General features: G+C 63.1%; 15 protein-coding genes. 9 read left to right on the forward strand and 6 right to left on the reverse strand.

The genetic code is table 11. The features are described from left to right. Window positions 1-82 precede the first annotated feature (82 nt). The 4 genes from AB7245_RS35820 (at window position 83) to AB7245_RS35835 (ending at window position 5,798) form a co-directional block, all read left to right on the forward strand. Window positions 83-760: a DUF4286 family protein gene (locus AB7245_RS35820; protein ID WP_135214843.1), complete on the forward strand. Its 678-nt coding sequence runs from the start codon at window positions 83-85 to the stop codon at window positions 758-760. Window positions 761-995: 235 nt separating this feature from the next. Beyond that, window positions 996-2,795, forward strand: a complete 1,800-nt coding sequence (locus tag AB7245_RS35825) for an FAD-dependent oxidoreductase (protein ID WP_085405212.1) — start codon at window positions 996-998, stop codon at window positions 2,793-2,795. Then, window positions 2,765-4,612 (forward strand): 2-oxoacid:acceptor oxidoreductase subunit alpha, encoded by a 1,848-nt coding sequence (locus AB7245_RS35830; RefSeq protein WP_071910167.1) that lies wholly within the window; start codon window positions 2,765-2,767, stop codon window positions 4,610-4,612. Before AB7245_RS35825 ends, AB7245_RS35830 begins: the two co-directional genes overlap by 31 nt. Window positions 4,613-4,742: 130 nt before the next feature. After that, window positions 4,743-5,798, forward strand: coding sequence for a 2-oxoacid:ferredoxin oxidoreductase subunit beta (locus tag AB7245_RS35835; RefSeq protein WP_063981419.1), 1,056 nt, complete (start codon window positions 4,743-4,745; stop codon window positions 5,796-5,798). Here AB7245_RS35835 and AB7245_RS35840 read toward each other — a convergent pair whose 3' ends face one another. The 3 genes from AB7245_RS35840 to AB7245_RS35850 form a co-directional block, all read right to left on the reverse strand. Further along, window positions 5,799-6,245 carry a DUF4399 domain-containing protein gene (locus AB7245_RS35840; RefSeq protein ID WP_063981418.1) on the reverse strand — a complete coding sequence of 149 codons (447 nt, stop codon included), beginning with the start codon at window positions 6,243-6,245 and terminating at the stop codon, window positions 5,799-5,801. A gap of 17 nt (window positions 6,246-6,262) precedes the next feature. Beyond that, window positions 6,263-7,879 carry an SUMF1/EgtB/PvdO family nonheme iron enzyme gene (locus AB7245_RS35845; RefSeq protein ID WP_085405214.1) on the reverse strand — a complete coding sequence of 539 codons (1,617 nt, stop codon included), beginning with the start codon at window positions 7,877-7,879 and terminating at the stop codon, window positions 6,263-6,265. Between the two features lie 262 nt (window positions 7,880-8,141). Continuing rightward, the gene (locus AB7245_RS35850; RefSeq protein WP_085405216.1) at window positions 8,142-8,726 is read right to left on the reverse strand and encodes an STM3941 family protein; all 585 of its coding nucleotides are present in this window, start codon (window positions 8,724-8,726) and stop codon (window positions 8,142-8,144) included. A gap of 226 nt (window positions 8,727-8,952) precedes the next feature. Here AB7245_RS35850 and AB7245_RS35855 point away from each other — a divergent pair, with 226 nt between their 5' ends. From AB7245_RS35855 to AB7245_RS35875, 5 genes are all read left to right on the forward strand, one after another. Further along, on the forward strand, window positions 8,953-9,387 hold the full coding sequence (locus AB7245_RS35855; protein WP_085405320.1) for a DsrE family protein: 435 nt from the start codon (window positions 8,953-8,955) through the stop codon (window positions 9,385-9,387). A 255-nt stretch (window positions 9,388-9,642) separates the two neighbouring features. Continuing rightward, on the forward strand, window positions 9,643-9,966 hold the full coding sequence (locus AB7245_RS35860; protein ID WP_028147048.1) for an ArsR/SmtB family transcription factor: 324 nt from the start codon (window positions 9,643-9,645) through the stop codon (window positions 9,964-9,966). After that, window positions 9,963-10,394, forward strand: coding sequence for an SRPBCC family protein (locus AB7245_RS35865; protein WP_085405217.1), 432 nt, complete (start codon window positions 9,963-9,965; stop codon window positions 10,392-10,394). Before AB7245_RS35860 ends, AB7245_RS35865 begins: the two co-directional genes overlap by 4 nt. Window positions 10,395-10,438: 44 nt before the next feature. Next, window positions 10,439-10,657: a hypothetical protein gene (locus AB7245_RS35870; protein ID WP_085405218.1), complete on the forward strand. Its 219-nt coding sequence runs from the start codon at window positions 10,439-10,441 to the stop codon at window positions 10,655-10,657. Between the two features lie 2 nt (window positions 10,658-10,659). Further along, on the forward strand, window positions 10,660-11,100 hold the full coding sequence (locus AB7245_RS35875; RefSeq protein ID WP_085405219.1) for a DUF1801 domain-containing protein: 441 nt from the start codon (window positions 10,660-10,662) through the stop codon (window positions 11,098-11,100). A gap of 230 nt (window positions 11,101-11,330) precedes the next feature. Here AB7245_RS35875 and AB7245_RS35880 read toward each other — a convergent pair whose 3' ends face one another. The 3 genes from AB7245_RS35880 to AB7245_RS35890 are packed head-to-tail and all read right to left on the reverse strand — an operon-like array spanning window position 11,331 to window position 16,112. After that, window positions 11,331-12,866, reverse strand: coding sequence for a SpoVR family protein (locus AB7245_RS35880; RefSeq protein WP_028147051.1), 1,536 nt, complete (start codon window positions 12,864-12,866; stop codon window positions 11,331-11,333). Continuing rightward, the gene (locus AB7245_RS35885) at window positions 12,863-14,140 is read right to left on the reverse strand and encodes a YeaH/YhbH family protein (protein ID WP_193560884.1); all 1,278 of its coding nucleotides are present in this window, start codon (window positions 14,138-14,140) and stop codon (window positions 12,863-12,865) included. Before AB7245_RS35885 ends, AB7245_RS35880 begins: the two co-directional genes overlap by 4 nt. A 28-nt stretch (window positions 14,141-14,168) precedes the next feature. Then, window positions 14,169-16,112 (reverse strand): PrkA family serine protein kinase, encoded by a 1,944-nt coding sequence (locus AB7245_RS35890; protein WP_063981411.1) that lies wholly within the window; start codon window positions 16,110-16,112, stop codon window positions 14,169-14,171. Between the last annotated feature and the right edge of the window lie 67 nt (window positions 16,113-16,179).

Consider the following 16,179-nt stretch of genomic DNA (forward strand, 5'->3'; position numbering starts at 1 on the left):
ATCTAGCAGCGGGGCCTTCATGGTTCGAGATGCCACTTCGTGGCTCCCCGCCATGAGGGTCTGAATGGGAAGGACAAGAACAATGCCGCTCGCCGGGCAAGGCATGCTGCTGACGTCGATGAACATCGACGTTCCAGATGAGGCCGATTTCAACCGCTGGTACGATCGCGAGCATCTGGAAGAGCGCGTCGCGATCGAGGGTTTCCTGGAGGCGCGGCGCTATGTCGCGCATGCCGCCAATCCCAAATATCTCTCGCTGTACTCGACCGCGACGCTCGACGTGCTCGACAGTCCCGCCTACCGGGCCCGCCTCGCCAACCAGACCGAATGGTCGCGGCGGACCATGGCGCATTTCAAGAACATGCTGCGCGTCGTCGCGCGCATCACCATCAGCAAGGGCACTGGTCGCGGCGCAGCACTCGGGCTGGTGCGGCTGCGGCCGAGCGCCGACAATGCCGGGACATGGCGTGATGCACTGCACGAAAAGCTGACGCCCGGGGAGCGCGAGGGCATCATCTCGATGCATCTGCTCGAAAGCGAGCCGGAATTGTCGGGCGCGACGGCCGACATTCCAGCGGTGCGCAATGAGGGCGCGCGCGACTGGTTCGTGCTGATCGACGGCACGCATGTCGGCGCGGTCTCCGCCGTCATTGCTGAACGCTTTACCGGCCCCGCCGCATCGCCCTTCCCGCTTCCTGTCTCCGTCGGCACTTACAGCCTGATGTGGGATCTCGCGAAGAGCGATATCGCGCCCGGCTAGCGGCCATCCGCAACGCAACATATTGCACCGCACGCATCTTGCGCGCGGCCGTTAATGCTGAGCGCGCGCAGCACCTATGAAAGCAGGTGATCGCGTAAATTTGCCGTTGTACTTCGGAACGGTTCTAATAAGCTAACCCAATGACGTCATTCATAAACCAGATCGACGCGCATTAGCGTTCGCCAAGCTCAAGAAAAGGCCGCCGGGTCTTTGGGCCTGTGCGGACAGGGTAGGAATGAAACCGACCGACATCGCGGCCCCCGACTACTTTCACAAAGTGGTCGATTGCCAGTGGGCCTGTCCTGCACACACCCCGGTTCCCGAATACATCCGACTGATCGCACAAGGCCGCTACAGCGACGCCTACATGATCAATTGGAAATCGAACGTGTTCCCAGGAATTCTGGGACGCACCTGCGATCGTCCATGCGAGCCGGCGTGCCGTCGCGGACGCGTCGAGGAAACGCCGGTGGCGATCTGCCGCCTCAAGCGCGTCGCCGCCGACTTCAAGGACGACATCAGGCAGCGCCTGCCGCGCCCCGCGCCGAAGAACGGCAAGCGCGTTGCGTTCGTCGGCGGTGGCCCCGCCTCGCTGACGGTGGCGCGCGATCTTGCTCCGCTCGGCTATCACTGCACCGTGTTCGACGGCGATCCCGAAGCCGGCGGTATGATGCGCACGCAGATCCCGAAATTCCGCCTGCCCAATTCGGTCATCGACGAGGAGACCGGCTACATCCTGGGTCTCGGCGTCGAGTTCAAAGGCGGTCATCGCATCGAGAGCATGAAGGCGCTGCTCGCGGAGAAATACGACGCGATCTTCGTCGGCTCCGGCGCACCGCGCGGACGCGAGCTCGACGTTCCCGGCCGGAAAGAAGCTGCCGCCAACATCCATATCGGCATCGACTGGCTGTCCTCGGTGTCGTTCGGCCATATCGACAAGATCGGCAAGCGCGTGATCGTGCTCGGCGGCGGCAACACGGCGATGGATTGCTGCCGCACCGCGCGCCGCCTCGGCGGCGCAGACGTGAAAGTCATTGTGCGCTCCGGCTTCGAGGAGATGAAGGCCTCGCCCTGGGAGAAGGAAGACGCGATCCACGAGGACATTCCGATCCTCAACTATATGGTGCCGGTGGCATTCAAGCATGTCGCCGGCAAGCTCATCGGCGTCACCTTCCAGCACGTCAAAGCCGAATACGACGCCAAAGGCCGCCGCAATCTGGTGCCTTCGGGCGACCCCGATCAGACCATTCCCTGCGACGACGTGCTGGTCGCGGTCGGCCAGGAGAACGCCTTCCCCTGGATCGAGCAGGATTGCGGCATCGAGTTCGACAAATGGCACATGCCCAAGGTCGATCCGAAGACCTTCGTCTCGACCAATCCGAAAGTGTTCTTCGGTGGTGACGCCGCGTTCGGCCCGAAGAACATCATCTGGGCCGTGGCGCAGGGCCATGACGCCGCGCTGTCGATCCACAAGATGCTCTCGGGCGATGACATCACCGAACGGCCGCTGCCGGAGGTGCAGATCTCCTCGCAGAAGATGGGCATCCACGAATGGAGCTATGACAACGACATCTCCAACGACAAGCGCTTCAAGGTTCCGCATCGCGACAAGGTGATTGCGCTGAAGGACATCCGCACCGAGGTCGAGCTCGGCTATGACGTCAAGCTGGCGCTGGGCGAAGCCGAGCGTTGCCTGAACTGCGACGTCCAGACCGTGTTCTCGACCTCGCTCTGCATCGAGTGCGACGCCTGCGTCGACATCTGCCCGATGGACTGCATCACCTTCACTGATAATGGCGAGGAAAGCGACCTACGCCAGCGCCTGAAGGCGCCCTCGCCGCATCCGGACCAGGACCTCTACGTGTCCTCTGATCTCAAGACCGGGCGCGTGATGGTTAAGGACGAGGACGTCTGCCTGCATTGCGGGCTGTGCGCCGAGCGTTGTCCCACCGGAGCCTGGGACATGCAGAAATATTTCATCGAGATGACTTACGCAGGTTCGACATGTCCGACAAAAAGCCGCTCAGCAGCGTAAACGACTTCGTCGTCCGCTTCGCCAACGTCAACGGCTCGGGCTCGGCCAGCGCCAACGAGATGTTCGCGCGCGCGATCCTGCGTCACGGCGTTCCGGTCTCCCCCCGCAACATCTTCCCCTCCAACATCCAGGGCCTGCCGACCTGGTACGAGGTGCGGGTGACGGAAGACGGCCATCTCGGCGCCCGTGGCGGCGTCGACATGATGGTGGCGATGAACCCGCAGACCTGGGACAAGGACATCGCCGGCATCGAGCCCGGCGGCTATCTGTTCTACGATTCCACCAAGCCGATGCCGTCGACCAAATTCCGCGACGACATCACCGTGATCGGCGTGCCGCTCACCGCGATCACCAACTCGACCTACACCGATCCGCGCCAGCGCCAGCTGTTCAAGAACATCATCTATCTGGGCAGCCTCTCGGCGCTGCTCGACATGGACCCGAAGCTGATCGAGCAGCTGATCGGCGAGCAGTACAAGGGCAAGGAGAAGCTGCTCTCCTCCAACGTCCATGCGCTGCATCTCGGCCGCGACTGGGCGCTGCAGAATTTGAAATGCCCGATCGGGCTGCGGGTGAAGAAAACCGACAAGGTCGGCGACCGCATCTTCATCGAGGGCAACAGCGCCGCAGCGCTCGGCGCGGTCTATGGCGGCGCCACCGTGTGCGCCTGGTATCCGATCACGCCGTCCTCGTCGGTGGCGGAGGCCTTCACCGCCCACTGCAAGAAGTACCGGCATGATCCCGAGACCGGCAAGGCGAAATACGCCATCGTGCAGGGCGAGGACGAGCTGGCTTCGATCGGTATCGTCATCGGCGCCTCCTGGAACGGCGCCCGCGCCTTCACCGCGACCTCCGGCCCCGGCATCTCCTTGATGACCGAGTTCATCGGCCTCTCCTATTTCGCAGAGATCCCGGCCGTGATCATGAACATCCAGCGCGCCGGTCCCTCGACCGGCATGCCGACCCGCACCCAGCAATGCGACATCATCGCCTGCGCCTATGCTTCGCATGGCGACACCAAGCACGTGCTGCTGTTCCCGGAAGATCCGGCTGAGGCCTTCGAGTTCGCGGCGGCCGCATTCGATCTTGCCGAACGGCTCCAGACCACGATCTTCCTGATGCTCGACCTCGACATCGGGATGAACCACCGTCTTTGCCGCCCGCTAAAGTGGGACGACGCGAAACAGTATGACCGCGGCAAGGTGATGACCACGGAGATGCTGGAGGAAGGCCGCGACTTCGGCCGCTATCTCGACGTCGACGGCGATGGCATTCCCTACCGCACCTATCCCGGCACGCATCCGACCAAGGGCTCCTATTTCACCCGCGGCACCTCGCGCGACCGCTATGCGCGTTACTCCGAGGAAGGCTCGGTCTATGCCGACAACATGCAGCGCCTGGTGCGCAAGTTCGAGACCGCGCAGGACCTGGTCCCGCGCCCGCTCCAGGCCAACGCGGAACGGCCGACCAAATATGGCGTGATCTATTTCGGCTCGACCTCGCCCGCGATGGACGAGGCGATCGGCCTGCTGGAGGCGCGCGGACATCAGCTCGACCGCCTGCGCATCCGCGCCTTCCCGTTCCACTCGAGCGTGGCGAGCTTCCTCGCCGAGCACGACTTCGTCTACGTGGTCGAACAGAACCGCGACGCCCAGCTCCGCCAGCTCATCGTCAACGAGAACGGCATCGACCCGGTGCGCCTCGTGCCGATCGTGCATTATGACGGCACCCCGATCACCGCCCGCTACATCGCGAAAGCCATTGGCGACCACCAGGATCACCTCAAGGTGACCCCGCTCCGCAAGGCCGTGTCATGACCTACGCTTTGCTCTCTCCACCGTCATGCCCGGGCTTGACCCGGGCATCCACGCCTTCCTTCTCTCCGGCCAAGACGTGGATGGCCGGGTCAAGCCCGGCCATGACGATGCTGGGACTGCAGGTGCGCGCATGACCTACATTGCAAAGCCGAAATTTCATCATCCGGGCCTCAAGAAGAACGAGCTCGGCTACACGCACCGCGACTACGAGGGCAAGATCTCGACCCTGTGCGCCGGCTGCGGCCACGACTCGATCACGGCCTCGATCATCGAAGCCTGCTACGAGCTCTCGATCGAACCGCATCGGGTCGCGAAGATTTCGGGCATCGGGTGCTCGTCGAAGACGCCGGACTATTTCCTCGGCAACTCGCACGGCTTCAACTCCGTGCACGGCCGCATGCCGTCGGTCTTGACCGGCGCCAACCTCGCCAACCGCGATTTGATCTATCTCGGCGTCTCCGGCGACGGCGATTCCGCCTCGATCGGCTTCGGCCAGTTCGCGCATTCGATCCGGCGCGGCGTCAACATGACCTATATCGTCGAGAACAACGGCGTCTACGGCCTGACCAAGGGCCAGTTCTCGGCGACCGCCGACCGCGGCTCGAAGTCCAAGAAAGGCGTGACCAACACCGACAACGCGATCGACCTCGTCGCGATCGCGCTGCAGCTAGGGGCCACCTTCGTCGCGCGCTCGTTCTCCGGCGACAAGAGCCAGCTGGTGCCGCTGATCGCCGCCGCGATCGGCCACAAGGGCGCATCCTTCATCGACGTCATCAGCCCCTGCATCGCCTTCAACAACCACGCCGGATCGACCAAGAGCTTCGACTATGTGCGGGAGCACAATGACGCCGTGAACCGGCTCGACGTGCTGGTCGGCCGCGATCCCATCGCCGTCGAGTATGCGCCGGGAACGGTGCAGGTGGTCGAGCAGCACGACGGCAGCAAGATCGCGCTGCGCAAGATCGACGCGGATTACGACCCGCACGACCGCCTCGGCGCCCAGACCTTCCTCCAGAAGCACGCCGCCAAGGGCCAGATCGTCACCGGTCTGCTCTACGTCGATCCCGATGCGGAAGACCTGCACACGCATCTCAACACGGTCGAGACGCCGCTCAATACGCTGGAGGCGGACACGCTGTGCCCGGGCTCGGCTGCGCTGGACAAGTTCAACGCCAGCCTGCGGTGATCATCGACCGCGCTCGACCGGCTGCCTGACACGTATGGTGATCTTCTCCGATACGACAGGCGGCTCGAACGGATAGTGCTTCGCGTCGCCCAGCACCAGCTGCAGCGTGTGCATCCCGGGTGGAAGTTCGAGCAGGGTTTCGGTCTGCCCCGCCCCGAAGTGCAGATGCGACTTGTCCTGCGGGATCGGCTCCTTGGGATCGATGGGATCGTTGACGTCGACCAGCAAATGATGATGGCCGGCGTTCTGGTACTCGTCGCCGGCGTGCGTCACGCCCATGTTGCGCAAGCCGAACCGGACCCAGAACCCGCCCCGAACCTTCTGCCCGTCACGCGGGGTGATGAAATAGAGCTTGGCATCCTTAGGAGCGGTCTTGCCCTGCGGATAGGCGACGCCTGGAAGCAATGCGAGCGCCGCCGCCAGGGCGGCGCAACGAATGATCTGCATCGAAATGACTCCACCACTTAAGGACTTAGCGCAACGCGGAATCCATGCGTCGGATAACGAACATTGGTATCGTAGCCATCGCGGTTGGACGGCCTCACATATCTCGAATCGTTCTTCCATGAACCCGAGCGCAGGACATGCGACGAGCAGTCCCCGCCGGTCCATGCCGAGCCGTCACCGGGTGCGCCCTGATAGGTCCTGCGCCAGCAGTCCTCGACCCACTGATCGACACCGCCACCCATATCGTGGAGGCCGAACGGATTCGGCTTGAAGCTGCCGACCTTCGCCGGCTGCTCGGCCGCGAGGTCACCGCAATCCTTGCATCCCGCCACGCCCGGCTGGAGCTTGTCGCCCCACCAATATTTCGTCTGCGTCCCGCCGCGCGCGGCGTATTCCCATTCGGCTTCGCTCGGAAGCCGATACGACTTCTTTGTGGTCCGCGCGAGCCAGGCCGCATATTGCTGCGCGTCGGTCCAGCTCACATTGGTGATCGGCGCATCGTCCTTGCCAATGGCGGTGAAGCCGCACGCCTTTGCAGCCGCGCATTCGTTCCATTCCTGCACGGTCACCGGATATTTGCCGATCGAGAACGGCTTGACCGTGACCTGGTGGACCGGACGTTCGGTCGGGTCGTCATTGCTTCCCATCGCGAAGCTGCCGCCGCGAATGGCGATCATCTCGGGTTCGCGGAACGGCGTGGCCGATGGGCTTGGTGCTGGACTTGACGTCGAAGCACTTGACGCCGAAGCACTTGGCGCGGAAGCACTTGGCGCCGGAGCACTTGGCGCTGAAGCACTTGGCGCCGGAGCGGGCGATGGAGACGATGCCGCCAATGAAGGAGACGGCTGCGGCGTTTGTGTCGCGGCTTCTCGCGGCGCAGGTTGCGGGCTCGGTGATGCGACCGGAGCCGCAGTTGGCGCGGCGGCCTGCTCCTTCACCCTGCCCGACGGCTGCGCCAGCAGATACCACAACACACCGGAAGCGATCACGAGGAGCGTGACGCCCAGAAGGAAGATCAGGGTATTCTCGCGCCGGCCTCGCGTCCTCCCGACCGCATCTGCGTCCGGCAGCACGCGATAGACGCGCACCGGATCGGTGATGTTCTTGACCTTGCGGTCGCCGAGCGACTCATAGCCGCACACCACCTTGTGCTTGATCTGCTCATAGATCGCGCCGGAGATGTAGACCTGACCGGGCTCGGCGATCCCCTCGATGCGCGTGGCGATGTTGACGCCGTCGCCGTAGACGTCGTCCGGCTCCACGATGACGTCACCGAGATTGACGCCAATCCGATATTCGATCCGGGAGTCCTTCGGAAGCGAAGCGTTGCGCCCGACGAGATTCTGCTGAATGACGATGCTGCAGCGAACGGCCTCGACCGGACTGTCGAAGATCGCGATGAAGCCGTCTCCCGTCGTCTTCACCAACGTTCCATGGTGTTCGACGATGCTGGGCTCGATGAGATCCCGCTCGATCCGCTTGACGCGAACATGCGTGCCTTCCTCGTCGGCCTGCATCAAGCGGCTGTAGGAAGCGATGTCACCGACGATGATTGCGGCGAGACGACGAGGCATCGAGCCGTGTGGAGGCGGCTCGTCATGATTTCCGGATCTGAAGTTACGAATCTCGCCCATTGCGGGGAACTCCACAAACGCGGGTGAGCTTACGACATCGAATTTCTGCTGTCTGTGAAGACTATCACATTGATGATCCGCGACAATCTCGCAGAAATCAGCGGCGCCGAGTTCCCGGGCGGAATCGCGGCAAGGATTGAACCTTCGCGGACCGACGGCGGACTAAGGCTCGCGCGACGACCCGGCAGCGCAGCCTATGCCTGCTTCGACCGCCGCTGCGATGCGCGGCATCTTACCCGATGCTGGCGATTCCTCGCCCGCTTCAGCTGACAGCCTCGGGCGCCGGTTCAGGCTCCGGCACGGAGTGGTCCGAAGGGGCCGGTCGTCCGGCGCCCCAATATTGCTTGCAGGTCTCGAGCAATGTCTTGACGTCCATGGTCAGGCCGCCCGCATTGACGATCACGCTGTCAGCGCCAAGCGTCTTGTTCATCAGCGACAAGGCACGCCCCAGGAAGCCCCCGGAGAACCGCCCGGCGACAAGAGGATCGAGCTTGAGCACCACGAACTTCTGCAGGCGCTGCTCCCAGATCTGTATCTTCCGCACGGAGCTCCAGGCGATGGTCTCGTCGGCGAGCCTGAGGTCGCGAATGCCGACACGGCTGATGAAGACGACCGGCGACCTGGCCGAGATCAACCTCCAGAGCATCCTGAAGGTGGCGAGGCCGAAAAACACCGCGCCGACATAGCAGGCGGCGACCTCGAACGTGGTGATGTTCTTGCCTTGCTGCCACATGAATGCGAGCGCAGCGCAGAGCAGCGTCAGCAGCAGACCGGCGCCGAAAAACACCAGCAGCCGTCCCCGGGAATAGCCGATCGTAATGTTGGGCAAGTTCTGACCTACGGACATGTTCGACCGCCACCAGCCTTTTGCAGCAACCCTGGGTTTACGAACGCGCCTTCTCCCGAGTTATTAGGACTGGAACCTTGCGCGAGGCTGCCCACGGGAATGCAAGGCATCGGCACTTGAACGCGCGGCGTTCGGCTTGCGACTAACCGCCAGTCGGCTCTCACCCCCCTCCGATGCGGCCGTCAATGGTTCACGCGCCCGGTGCGATCATGAAAACCGCCGGAGCATCTTGTGGAGCGCCGTCTCGGCCCTGGGCGCGGCGCTTGGCGGCTCCAGCGCGAAGGCCGCGACGGAAGCCGGCGCGGGCGACAAGCTCAAGGTCGTCTATCACCTCAGCGACGCCGAGAAGGTCAATTTCGTGCTCGGCAACATCCAGAACCACATTGACGGCGTCGGCGGCCCCCAACACGTCATCATCGCGCTGGTGATTCACGGGCCGGCGCTGAAGGCGTTTCGCCGGGCACCGGCCAACCCCGACGTCGGCAAGCGCGTCGGCGATTTCTCCAGGGACGGTATCGAGCTCGCGGCGTCCGCCAACACCATGAAGGCGCAGAACGTCACGCTGACGGGTTTGCTGCCGGGCTTCGTCAGCGCGGAGAAGGGCGGCGTGGTCCGCCTGGCCGAGCTCCAGTCGCAGGGTTATCTCTACCTGCGGCCTTAGGGCTGCCCGCGGCGCCGCCACATTCTCCGTCATTGCGAGCCACCGGGTCCGCGCGGAGCGCGGCCCGATGACAGGCTCCGCGAAGCAATCCAGTCCCTCCTCGGAGGCAGACTGGATTGCTTCGTCGCAAGGGCTCCTCGCAATGACGGCGGATAGGGGTGCGTCAGCGAAGCGCCACATCCTTCCATCGCACTTGACTTACCCATAACTCTGCGGTTATGAATTAATCCATAACTTATGGGTTATGGATTTCACATGTCCGCCGCGCACGATCTTCTGTTCAGGACGCTCGCCGATCCGACCCGGAGGGCGATCTTCGAGCGGCTGTGCCGGGAGGGCGAGCAGACGGTCGGGGCACTGACCGCGACTTCAGGCGTTTCCCAGCCGGCGGTCTCAAAACATCTCGGCGCGCTGAAGCAGGCCGGGCTGGTGCGCGACCGCCATGCAGGACGCCAGACCCATTACAGCGCGCAGCCCGGCGCGCTCAATCCGCTGATCGACTGGACCGGCCAGATGGCCGGCTTCTGGCAGAACCGGCTCGATGCTCTCGACGATCTCCTGAAGAGGATGGACCAATGACCGAAGCTGCCGCCGAGATGCGCTCCGTGGTGATCGAGCGCGAATTTGCCTTTCCGGCCGAGCGGATCTGGCGCGCGCTGACGCAGCCGCATCTGATCGAGGAATGGCTGATGAAGAACGACTTCAAGCCGGTCGTCGGTCATCGCTTCAATCTTCGCGGCGAATGGGGCGGCGTGCTGGACTGCGAGGTGCTCACCCTCGAGCCGCAGCGCGCGCTCGCCTATACCTGGAATTTCTCGCATGAGGACGCGGCGTTCGATCTGAAAAGCGTGGTGACCTTCACGCTGACGCCGACGAACGCGGGCACGCATTTGCGCGTCGAGCAGGCGGGCTTCAGCCCGACGCAGAAGCAGGCCTATGGCGGCGCGCATGCCGGCTGGAAGCAGTTTTTCGCCAAGCTGGACGAGGTGCTGGCGCGAGCTGACTAGGTCCGTCGCCGGCCTTCATCCGATCATCTCAAGAGGAGGTTTCATTGACCGGGAATATGTGGGTTCGACAAATCCATCGCTGGCTGTCGCTTGCTTTCACGCTCGCCGTGATCGCGAACATTGTTGCCCTGACGCTGCAAATCCAGGCCACGTGGATCGGGCTGCTGGCATTCGTCCCGCTGATTCCGTTGCTCGCGACCGGGCTCTACATGTTCGCGCTGCCCTATGTCAGCCGTCGCAGCGGCGCGCGGCAAGAGGCGTGATCATGAAGAAGGCTGTGACCGCGAAGACAGGCAGCGCGACCAAGACGGACGGCGCTTCGCCTTCCAGGATGATCGACGGCAGGATCAAGGAGCTCGGCGACTGGCGCGGCGAGATGCTTGGGCGCATCCGCGGCCTGATCAAGGAGGCCGATCCTGACGTCGTCGAGGAATGGAAATGGCGCGGCGTTCCCGTGTGGGAGCACGACGGCATCATCTGCACCGGCGAGACCTACAAGGCCGTCGTGAAGCTGACTTTTGCCAAGGGCGCGGCGCTGGACGACCCGGCCGGCCTGTTCAATTCGAGCCTCGACGGAAACGTGCGCCGCGCGATCGACATTCGCGAAGGCGAAAAGATCAACGAGAAGGCGTTGAAGGCGCTGATCCGCGCGGGGGTGGAGCTGAATGCGTTCAAGAAGAAGCCGGCGAAGAAGCGATCGACTTAGACCACGTCAAGTCGATGCAAATTCTTGGTGACGGCCTGAGCAAGCGCCTCGTCCTTCGAGACGACCGCTCCGCGGTCTCCTCAGGATGAGGCTAAGCAGAAGCGCTGTCTGTCGACATAGCTCCCGCACACTCCGTCCTCATCCTGAGGGCCCGCCAGAGGCGGGCGTCTCGAAGGATGGGCCGCGGGCGAGCTACCGCCACGTCGATGTTCTAGCAGCTACCAGCCGTCTCAGGCCGCCGCCGGGATCGGGCGCGGGCTCACGACATATTCGCGCAGGACCTTGTCGTTGGCGTCGACCTCGATCAGCGAGACGTCGTAAGTCCAGAGATCGGCAAGGTGCTGGAGCACGCGCTTGGCGTCGGTCTCGTTGAGCTGCGAGCCCTTGATGACGTGGTGATGCAGGATCAGCCGGCGGTCGCCGGAGAGATCGACGTCGACCACTTCGATATTGGCGTCGATGAAGCCGACATCATGCTGCCGCGCCAGCTCGCGCCGCACCCGGCGGAAGCCGCGATCGTCGTGAATGGCATCGACCCGGATTCCGGCGCGCTCCTCGGGATCGTCGTGCAGGTGGAACATGCGGAAATGCCGCATCAGCTTCGGGCTCAGGAACTGCGCGATGAAGCTTTCATCGCGGTAGTTGGCCCAGACGTCGCGCAGCACGCCCATCACGTCGTTCTTGCCGGCAATGTCGGGGAACCACTCGCGGTCCTCGTCCTCCGGCCGGGTGACGATGCGCTCGATGTCCTGCATCACGGCAAAACCGAGCGCATAGGGATTGAAGCCGGAGAAGCGCGGATCGTCGAATTCGGGCTGGAACACCACGTTGGTGTGCGACTGCAGGAATTCGAGGAAATTGCCGTCGGAGATGCGGCCTTGCTGATGCAGCTTGGTCATGATGCGATAGTGGACGTAGGTCGCCGTCCCCTCGTTCATCACCTTGGTCTGGCTCTGCGGATAGAAATATTGCGCGATGTGGCGGACGATGCGCAAAAGCTCGCGCTGCCAGGGCGCCAGCCGCGGCGCGCTCTTCTCCAGGAAGTAGAGCAGGTTTTCCTGCGGCAGGCCGAGCAGCTTGCGGCGGCGTTCGATGCTGAGCGCGGACCGGGTCTTCGACGCCCCCTTCGGCACGGTGCGCCAGAGGTCGTTGAAGACTTCCTCCTCGTGCTGACGGCGGCGCCCTGCCCGCTTCTCCTCGGCGCGCAGATCCAGCTTCTTCTTGCCGGGATAGCGGTCGATGCCGTGCGACATCAGCGCATGCGCGGCATCGAGCGTGCGCTCGACCTCGACGCGGCCGTAGCGCTCCTCGCAGGTCATCACGTAGTTCTTGGCAAAGTCGAGATAGTCCAGAATGCCGTCGGCGTCGGTCCACTGCTTGAACAGATAGTTGTTCTTGAAGAAGTGGTTGTGGCCGAAGGCGGCGTGGGCGATCACCAGCGTCTGCATCGTCGCCGTGTTCTCCTCCATCAGATAGGAGATGCAGGGCGAGGAGTTGATCACGATCTCATAGGCAAGCCCCATCAGGCCCTTGCGGTACGAGGCCTCGTGGAACGCGAAGTGCTTGCCGAACGACCAGTGCTTGTAGAACAGCGGCATGCCGACGGACGAGTAGGCATCCAGCATCTGCTCGGCGGTGATGACCTCGATCTGGTTCGGATAGACGTCGAGCCCGAGATCCTTCGTCGCCACCTCCTCGCAGGCATCGGTGATGCGCTGCAAGGTGTGGAAATCCCAATCGGCGCCTTCGAACAAGCGTTCCGTCATGGAGCGGCTTTCTCCTGGGAGTTTTCGCGGCGCTGGAACAGATCGTGGAACACCGGGAAGATCTCGCTGCGCTCGCTGACCTTGCGCATCGAGAGCGGTGCGCCGCTGTTGCGCAGGCGGTCGTAGAGGGTCCAGAGTGAGGAGTCGGAGAGATCGAAGGCGCTGCCGCCGGACTCCCCGACCTCGAGATAGGCAAAGAACTGGCAGACCGGCAGGATCTTGTCGGTCAGCAGCATGCCCGTGAGCTCGCCGTCGGAATAGGAATTGTCGCCGTCGGAGGCTTGCGCGGCGTAGATGTTCCAGTCCGCCGGGTTGAAGCGCTCGCGCACGATCTCATGCATGGCGTGGAGCGCGCTGGAGACCAGCGTGCCGCCCGAGGCCGGACCGTAGAAGAAGGTCTGCTCGTCCACCTCCTCGGCGCGGTCGGTGTGGCGGATGAAGACGATCTCGACATGCTTGTAGCGCCGCTTCAGGAACACGTAGAGCAGCATGTAGAAGCGCTTGGCGAGATCCTTCATGTGCTCGGACATCGAGCCGGAGACGTCCATCAGGCAGAACATCACCGCCTGCGCCACCGGCCGCGGCACCTTCTCGTAGCGGCGGTAGCGGATATCGAGCGGATCGACGAAGGGAATGCGCTTGGTCCTCGCCTTCAGCCTTTCGAGCTCGGCGAGCAGCACCACACGCTCGTCCTCGTCGGTGCACGCCGCGATCGCGGCTTCCAGCTCCTCGATCTCCTCCTTGCGGGGACGCTTGAGCGCGATGCGCCGCGCCAGCGCGAGCTTCACCGTCCGGCTGACCGAGATGTTGGCGGGCGAGCCGGACGTGGTGTAGCCGGCGCGCTGGATGCCCTCGCTCTCGGTCTGCGCGATCTTGCGCTTGGCAAGATCCGGCAGCTCGAGGTCGTCGAGGAACAGATCCACGAACTCGTCGCGGGAGAGGACGAAGCGGAACGCGTCCTCGCTGTCGCCTTCGCCGGGACCGGAATCCTTGGCGCTGCCCTGGCCGGATCGCTGGAGGTAATCGCCCTCGATGAACTTCTTGTTCCCGGGCAACACCATGTCGCGCGTTCCGCCTTCACGGCGGAAACGCGGCTCGTGCATGCCGTCGAGCGGTATCGTGACCTCACCACCCTCCAGGACGTCCTTGATGTCGCGTTCCTGCGAGGTCTTCTTGACGGCGCCCTGCACCAGGGATTTGGCCCGACGCAAGAACCGCTGCCGGTTCTCAAGACTCTTGCCGCCTGGATTCAGGCGCCTGTCAATAATGTGAATGGGCACTTTTCCATCCGCTCCATCCGCCTCAACCGGCCTGCTTCACACGCATGTACCATTCGACGAGCCGGCGAACCTGACGCTCGGTGTAGCCGCGCTCCACCATGCGTGCGACGAACTCGCCGTGCTTCTTCTCCGTCTCGCCGTCCTTCTTCGACCCGAAGGAGATGACCGGAAGCAGGTCCTCGACCTGCGAGAATATCCGCTTTTCGATCACGTCGCGAATCTTCTCGTAGGAAATCCAGGTCGGATTCTTGCCTCCGTTCTGGGCCCGCGACCGTAACGAGAATTTGACCACCTCGTTGCGGAAGTCCTTCGGGTTGGCGATACCCGCCGGCTTCTCGATTTTGGTCAGTTCCTGGTTCAAAAGCTCGCGATCGAGCAGCTGGCCGGTGTCGGCATCCTTGAAGTCCTGATCCTCGATCCAGGCATCAGCGTAGTCGACGTAGCGATCGAACAGATTCTGGCCGTAATCCGAGTAGGATTCGAGATAGGCCTTCTGGATCTCGTTGCCGATGAACTCGGCGTAGCGTGGCGCCAGGTCCGCCTTGATGAATTCGAGATAGCGCTTCTCGACTTCCTCCGGGAGCTGCTCGCGGCGGATCGACTGCTCCAGCGCGTACATCAGATGCACGGCGTCGGCAGCGACTTCCTGCGGATCGTGGTTGAAGGTCGCAGCCAGGATCTTGAAGGCAAATCGGGTGGAGACGCCGTCCATGCCCTCGTCGACGCCGGCGGCATCGCGATATTCCTGGACGCTCCGTGCCTTCGGATCGGATTCCTTCAGGCTCTCGCCGTCATAGACCCGCATCTTGCCGAACAGCGTGGAGTTCTCATGCTTGCGCAGGCGCGACATCACCGAGAACCGCGCCAACGTCTCCAGGGTCGAGGGTGCGCACGGCGCGGCCGCCAGCTCCGAGCCCTGGATCAGCTTTTCGTAGATCTTCTGCTCTTCGGTGGCCCGGAGGCAGTACGGCACCTTGATCACGCAGATGCGGTCGATGAAGGCCTCGTTGTTCTTGTTGGCCTTGAAGCTCGACCACTCGGCTTCGTTCGAGTGCGCGAGGATCACGCCGGTGAACGGGATCGCGCCGATATTCTCGGTGCCGATGTAGTTGCCCTCCTGCGTTGCGGTGAGCAGCGGGTGCAGCATCTTGATCGGCGCCTTGAACATCTCGACGAATTCAAGGATGCCCTGGTTGGCGCGATTGAGGCCGCCCGAATAGCTGTAGGCGTCGGGATCGTTCTGCGCGTAGGTCTCGAGCTTGCGGATATCGACCTTGCCGACCAGCGAGGAGATGTCCTGGTTGTTCTCGTCACCAGGCTCGGTCTTGGAGACCGCGATCTGGCGCAGCCGCGACGGCTGGATTTTTGCGACTCTGAACTGAGAAATGTCGCCGCCGAAGGCTTCCAGCCGCTTGTAGCACCACGGGCTCATCAGGCCGGTGAGACGCCGGCGCGGAATGCCGTACTTCTCTTCCAGCATCGGTCCGAGATGATCGGGATCGAACAGGCTGAGCGGGCTTTCAAACACCGGGCTCAATTCATCGCCGGCTTTGAGCACGTAGATCGGCTGCACTTCCATCAGCGACTTGAGCCGCTCGGCGAGCGAGGATTTGCCGCCGCCGACCGGGCCGAGCAGATAGAGGATCTGCTTGCGCTCTTCGAGCCCCTGCGCCGCGTGACGGAAGAAACCGACGATGCGCTCGATGGTTTCTTCCATGCCGTAGAAGCCGGCGAAGGCCGGATAGGTCCGGATGGTGCGGTTCAAAAAAATACGGCCAAGGCGTGGGTCCTTGGCCGTGTCAATCGTCTGAGGCTCACCGATCGCTGCTAGCAGTCGTTCGGCCGCGTTCGCGTATTTCATGGGATCGCTTCGACACGATTCCAGATATTCCGCCATCGACATGTCGTGTTGGCTTCTCGCCTCGAACGACTTAGCGAAAGCGTTGAATAGAGAATCGTTATACATGATCCCTCTCCGCGTGAGTTCCGCCACAAGCTGAAACGAAAGCAGTTACCGGACCGTTCCTCAGGCC

This window comes from Bradyrhizobium sp. 604_D8_N2_3, from assembly GCF_051810765.1.
GTDB classification, from domain to species: Bacteria; Pseudomonadota; Alphaproteobacteria; order Rhizobiales; family Xanthobacteraceae; genus Bradyrhizobium; species Bradyrhizobium barranii.

Bases quoted from the DNA above. Each gene is read 5' to 3' on its own strand.
- AB7245_RS35820 (WP_135214843.1), top strand. From the start codon at position 83: ATGCCGCTCGCCGGGCAAGGCATGCTGCTGACGTCGATGAACATCGAC.
- AB7245_RS35825 (WP_085405212.1), top strand. From the start codon at position 996: ATGAAACCGACCGACATCGCGGCCCCCGACTACTTTCACAAAGTGGTC.
- AB7245_RS35830 (WP_071910167.1), top strand. From the start codon at position 2,765: ATGTCCGACAAAAAGCCGCTCAGCAGCGTAAACGACTTCGTCGTCCGC.
- AB7245_RS35835 (WP_063981419.1), top strand. From the start codon at position 4,743: ATGACCTACATTGCAAAGCCGAAATTTCATCATCCGGGCCTCAAGAAG.
- AB7245_RS35840 (WP_063981418.1), bottom strand. From the start codon at position 6,245: ATGCAGATCATTCGTTGCGCCGCCCTGGCGGCGGCGCTCGCATTGCTT.
- AB7245_RS35845 (WP_085405214.1), bottom strand. From the start codon at position 7,879: ATGGGCGAGATTCGTAACTTCAGATCCGGAAATCATGACGAGCCGCCT.
- AB7245_RS35850 (WP_085405216.1), bottom strand. From the start codon at position 8,726: ATGTCCGTAGGTCAGAACTTGCCCAACATTACGATCGGCTATTCCCGG.
- AB7245_RS35860 (WP_028147048.1), top strand. From the start codon at position 9,643: ATGTCCGCCGCGCACGATCTTCTGTTCAGGACGCTCGCCGATCCGACC.
- AB7245_RS35865 (WP_085405217.1), top strand. From the start codon at position 9,963: ATGACCGAAGCTGCCGCCGAGATGCGCTCCGTGGTGATCGAGCGCGAA.
- AB7245_RS35875 (WP_085405219.1), top strand. From the start codon at position 10,660: ATGAAGAAGGCTGTGACCGCGAAGACAGGCAGCGCGACCAAGACGGAC.
- AB7245_RS35880 (WP_028147051.1), bottom strand. From the start codon at position 12,866: ATGACGGAACGCTTGTTCGAAGGCGCCGATTGGGATTTCCACACCTTG.
- AB7245_RS35890 (WP_063981411.1), bottom strand. From the start codon at position 16,112: ATGTATAACGATTCTCTATTCAACGCTTTCGCTAAGTCGTTCGAGGCG.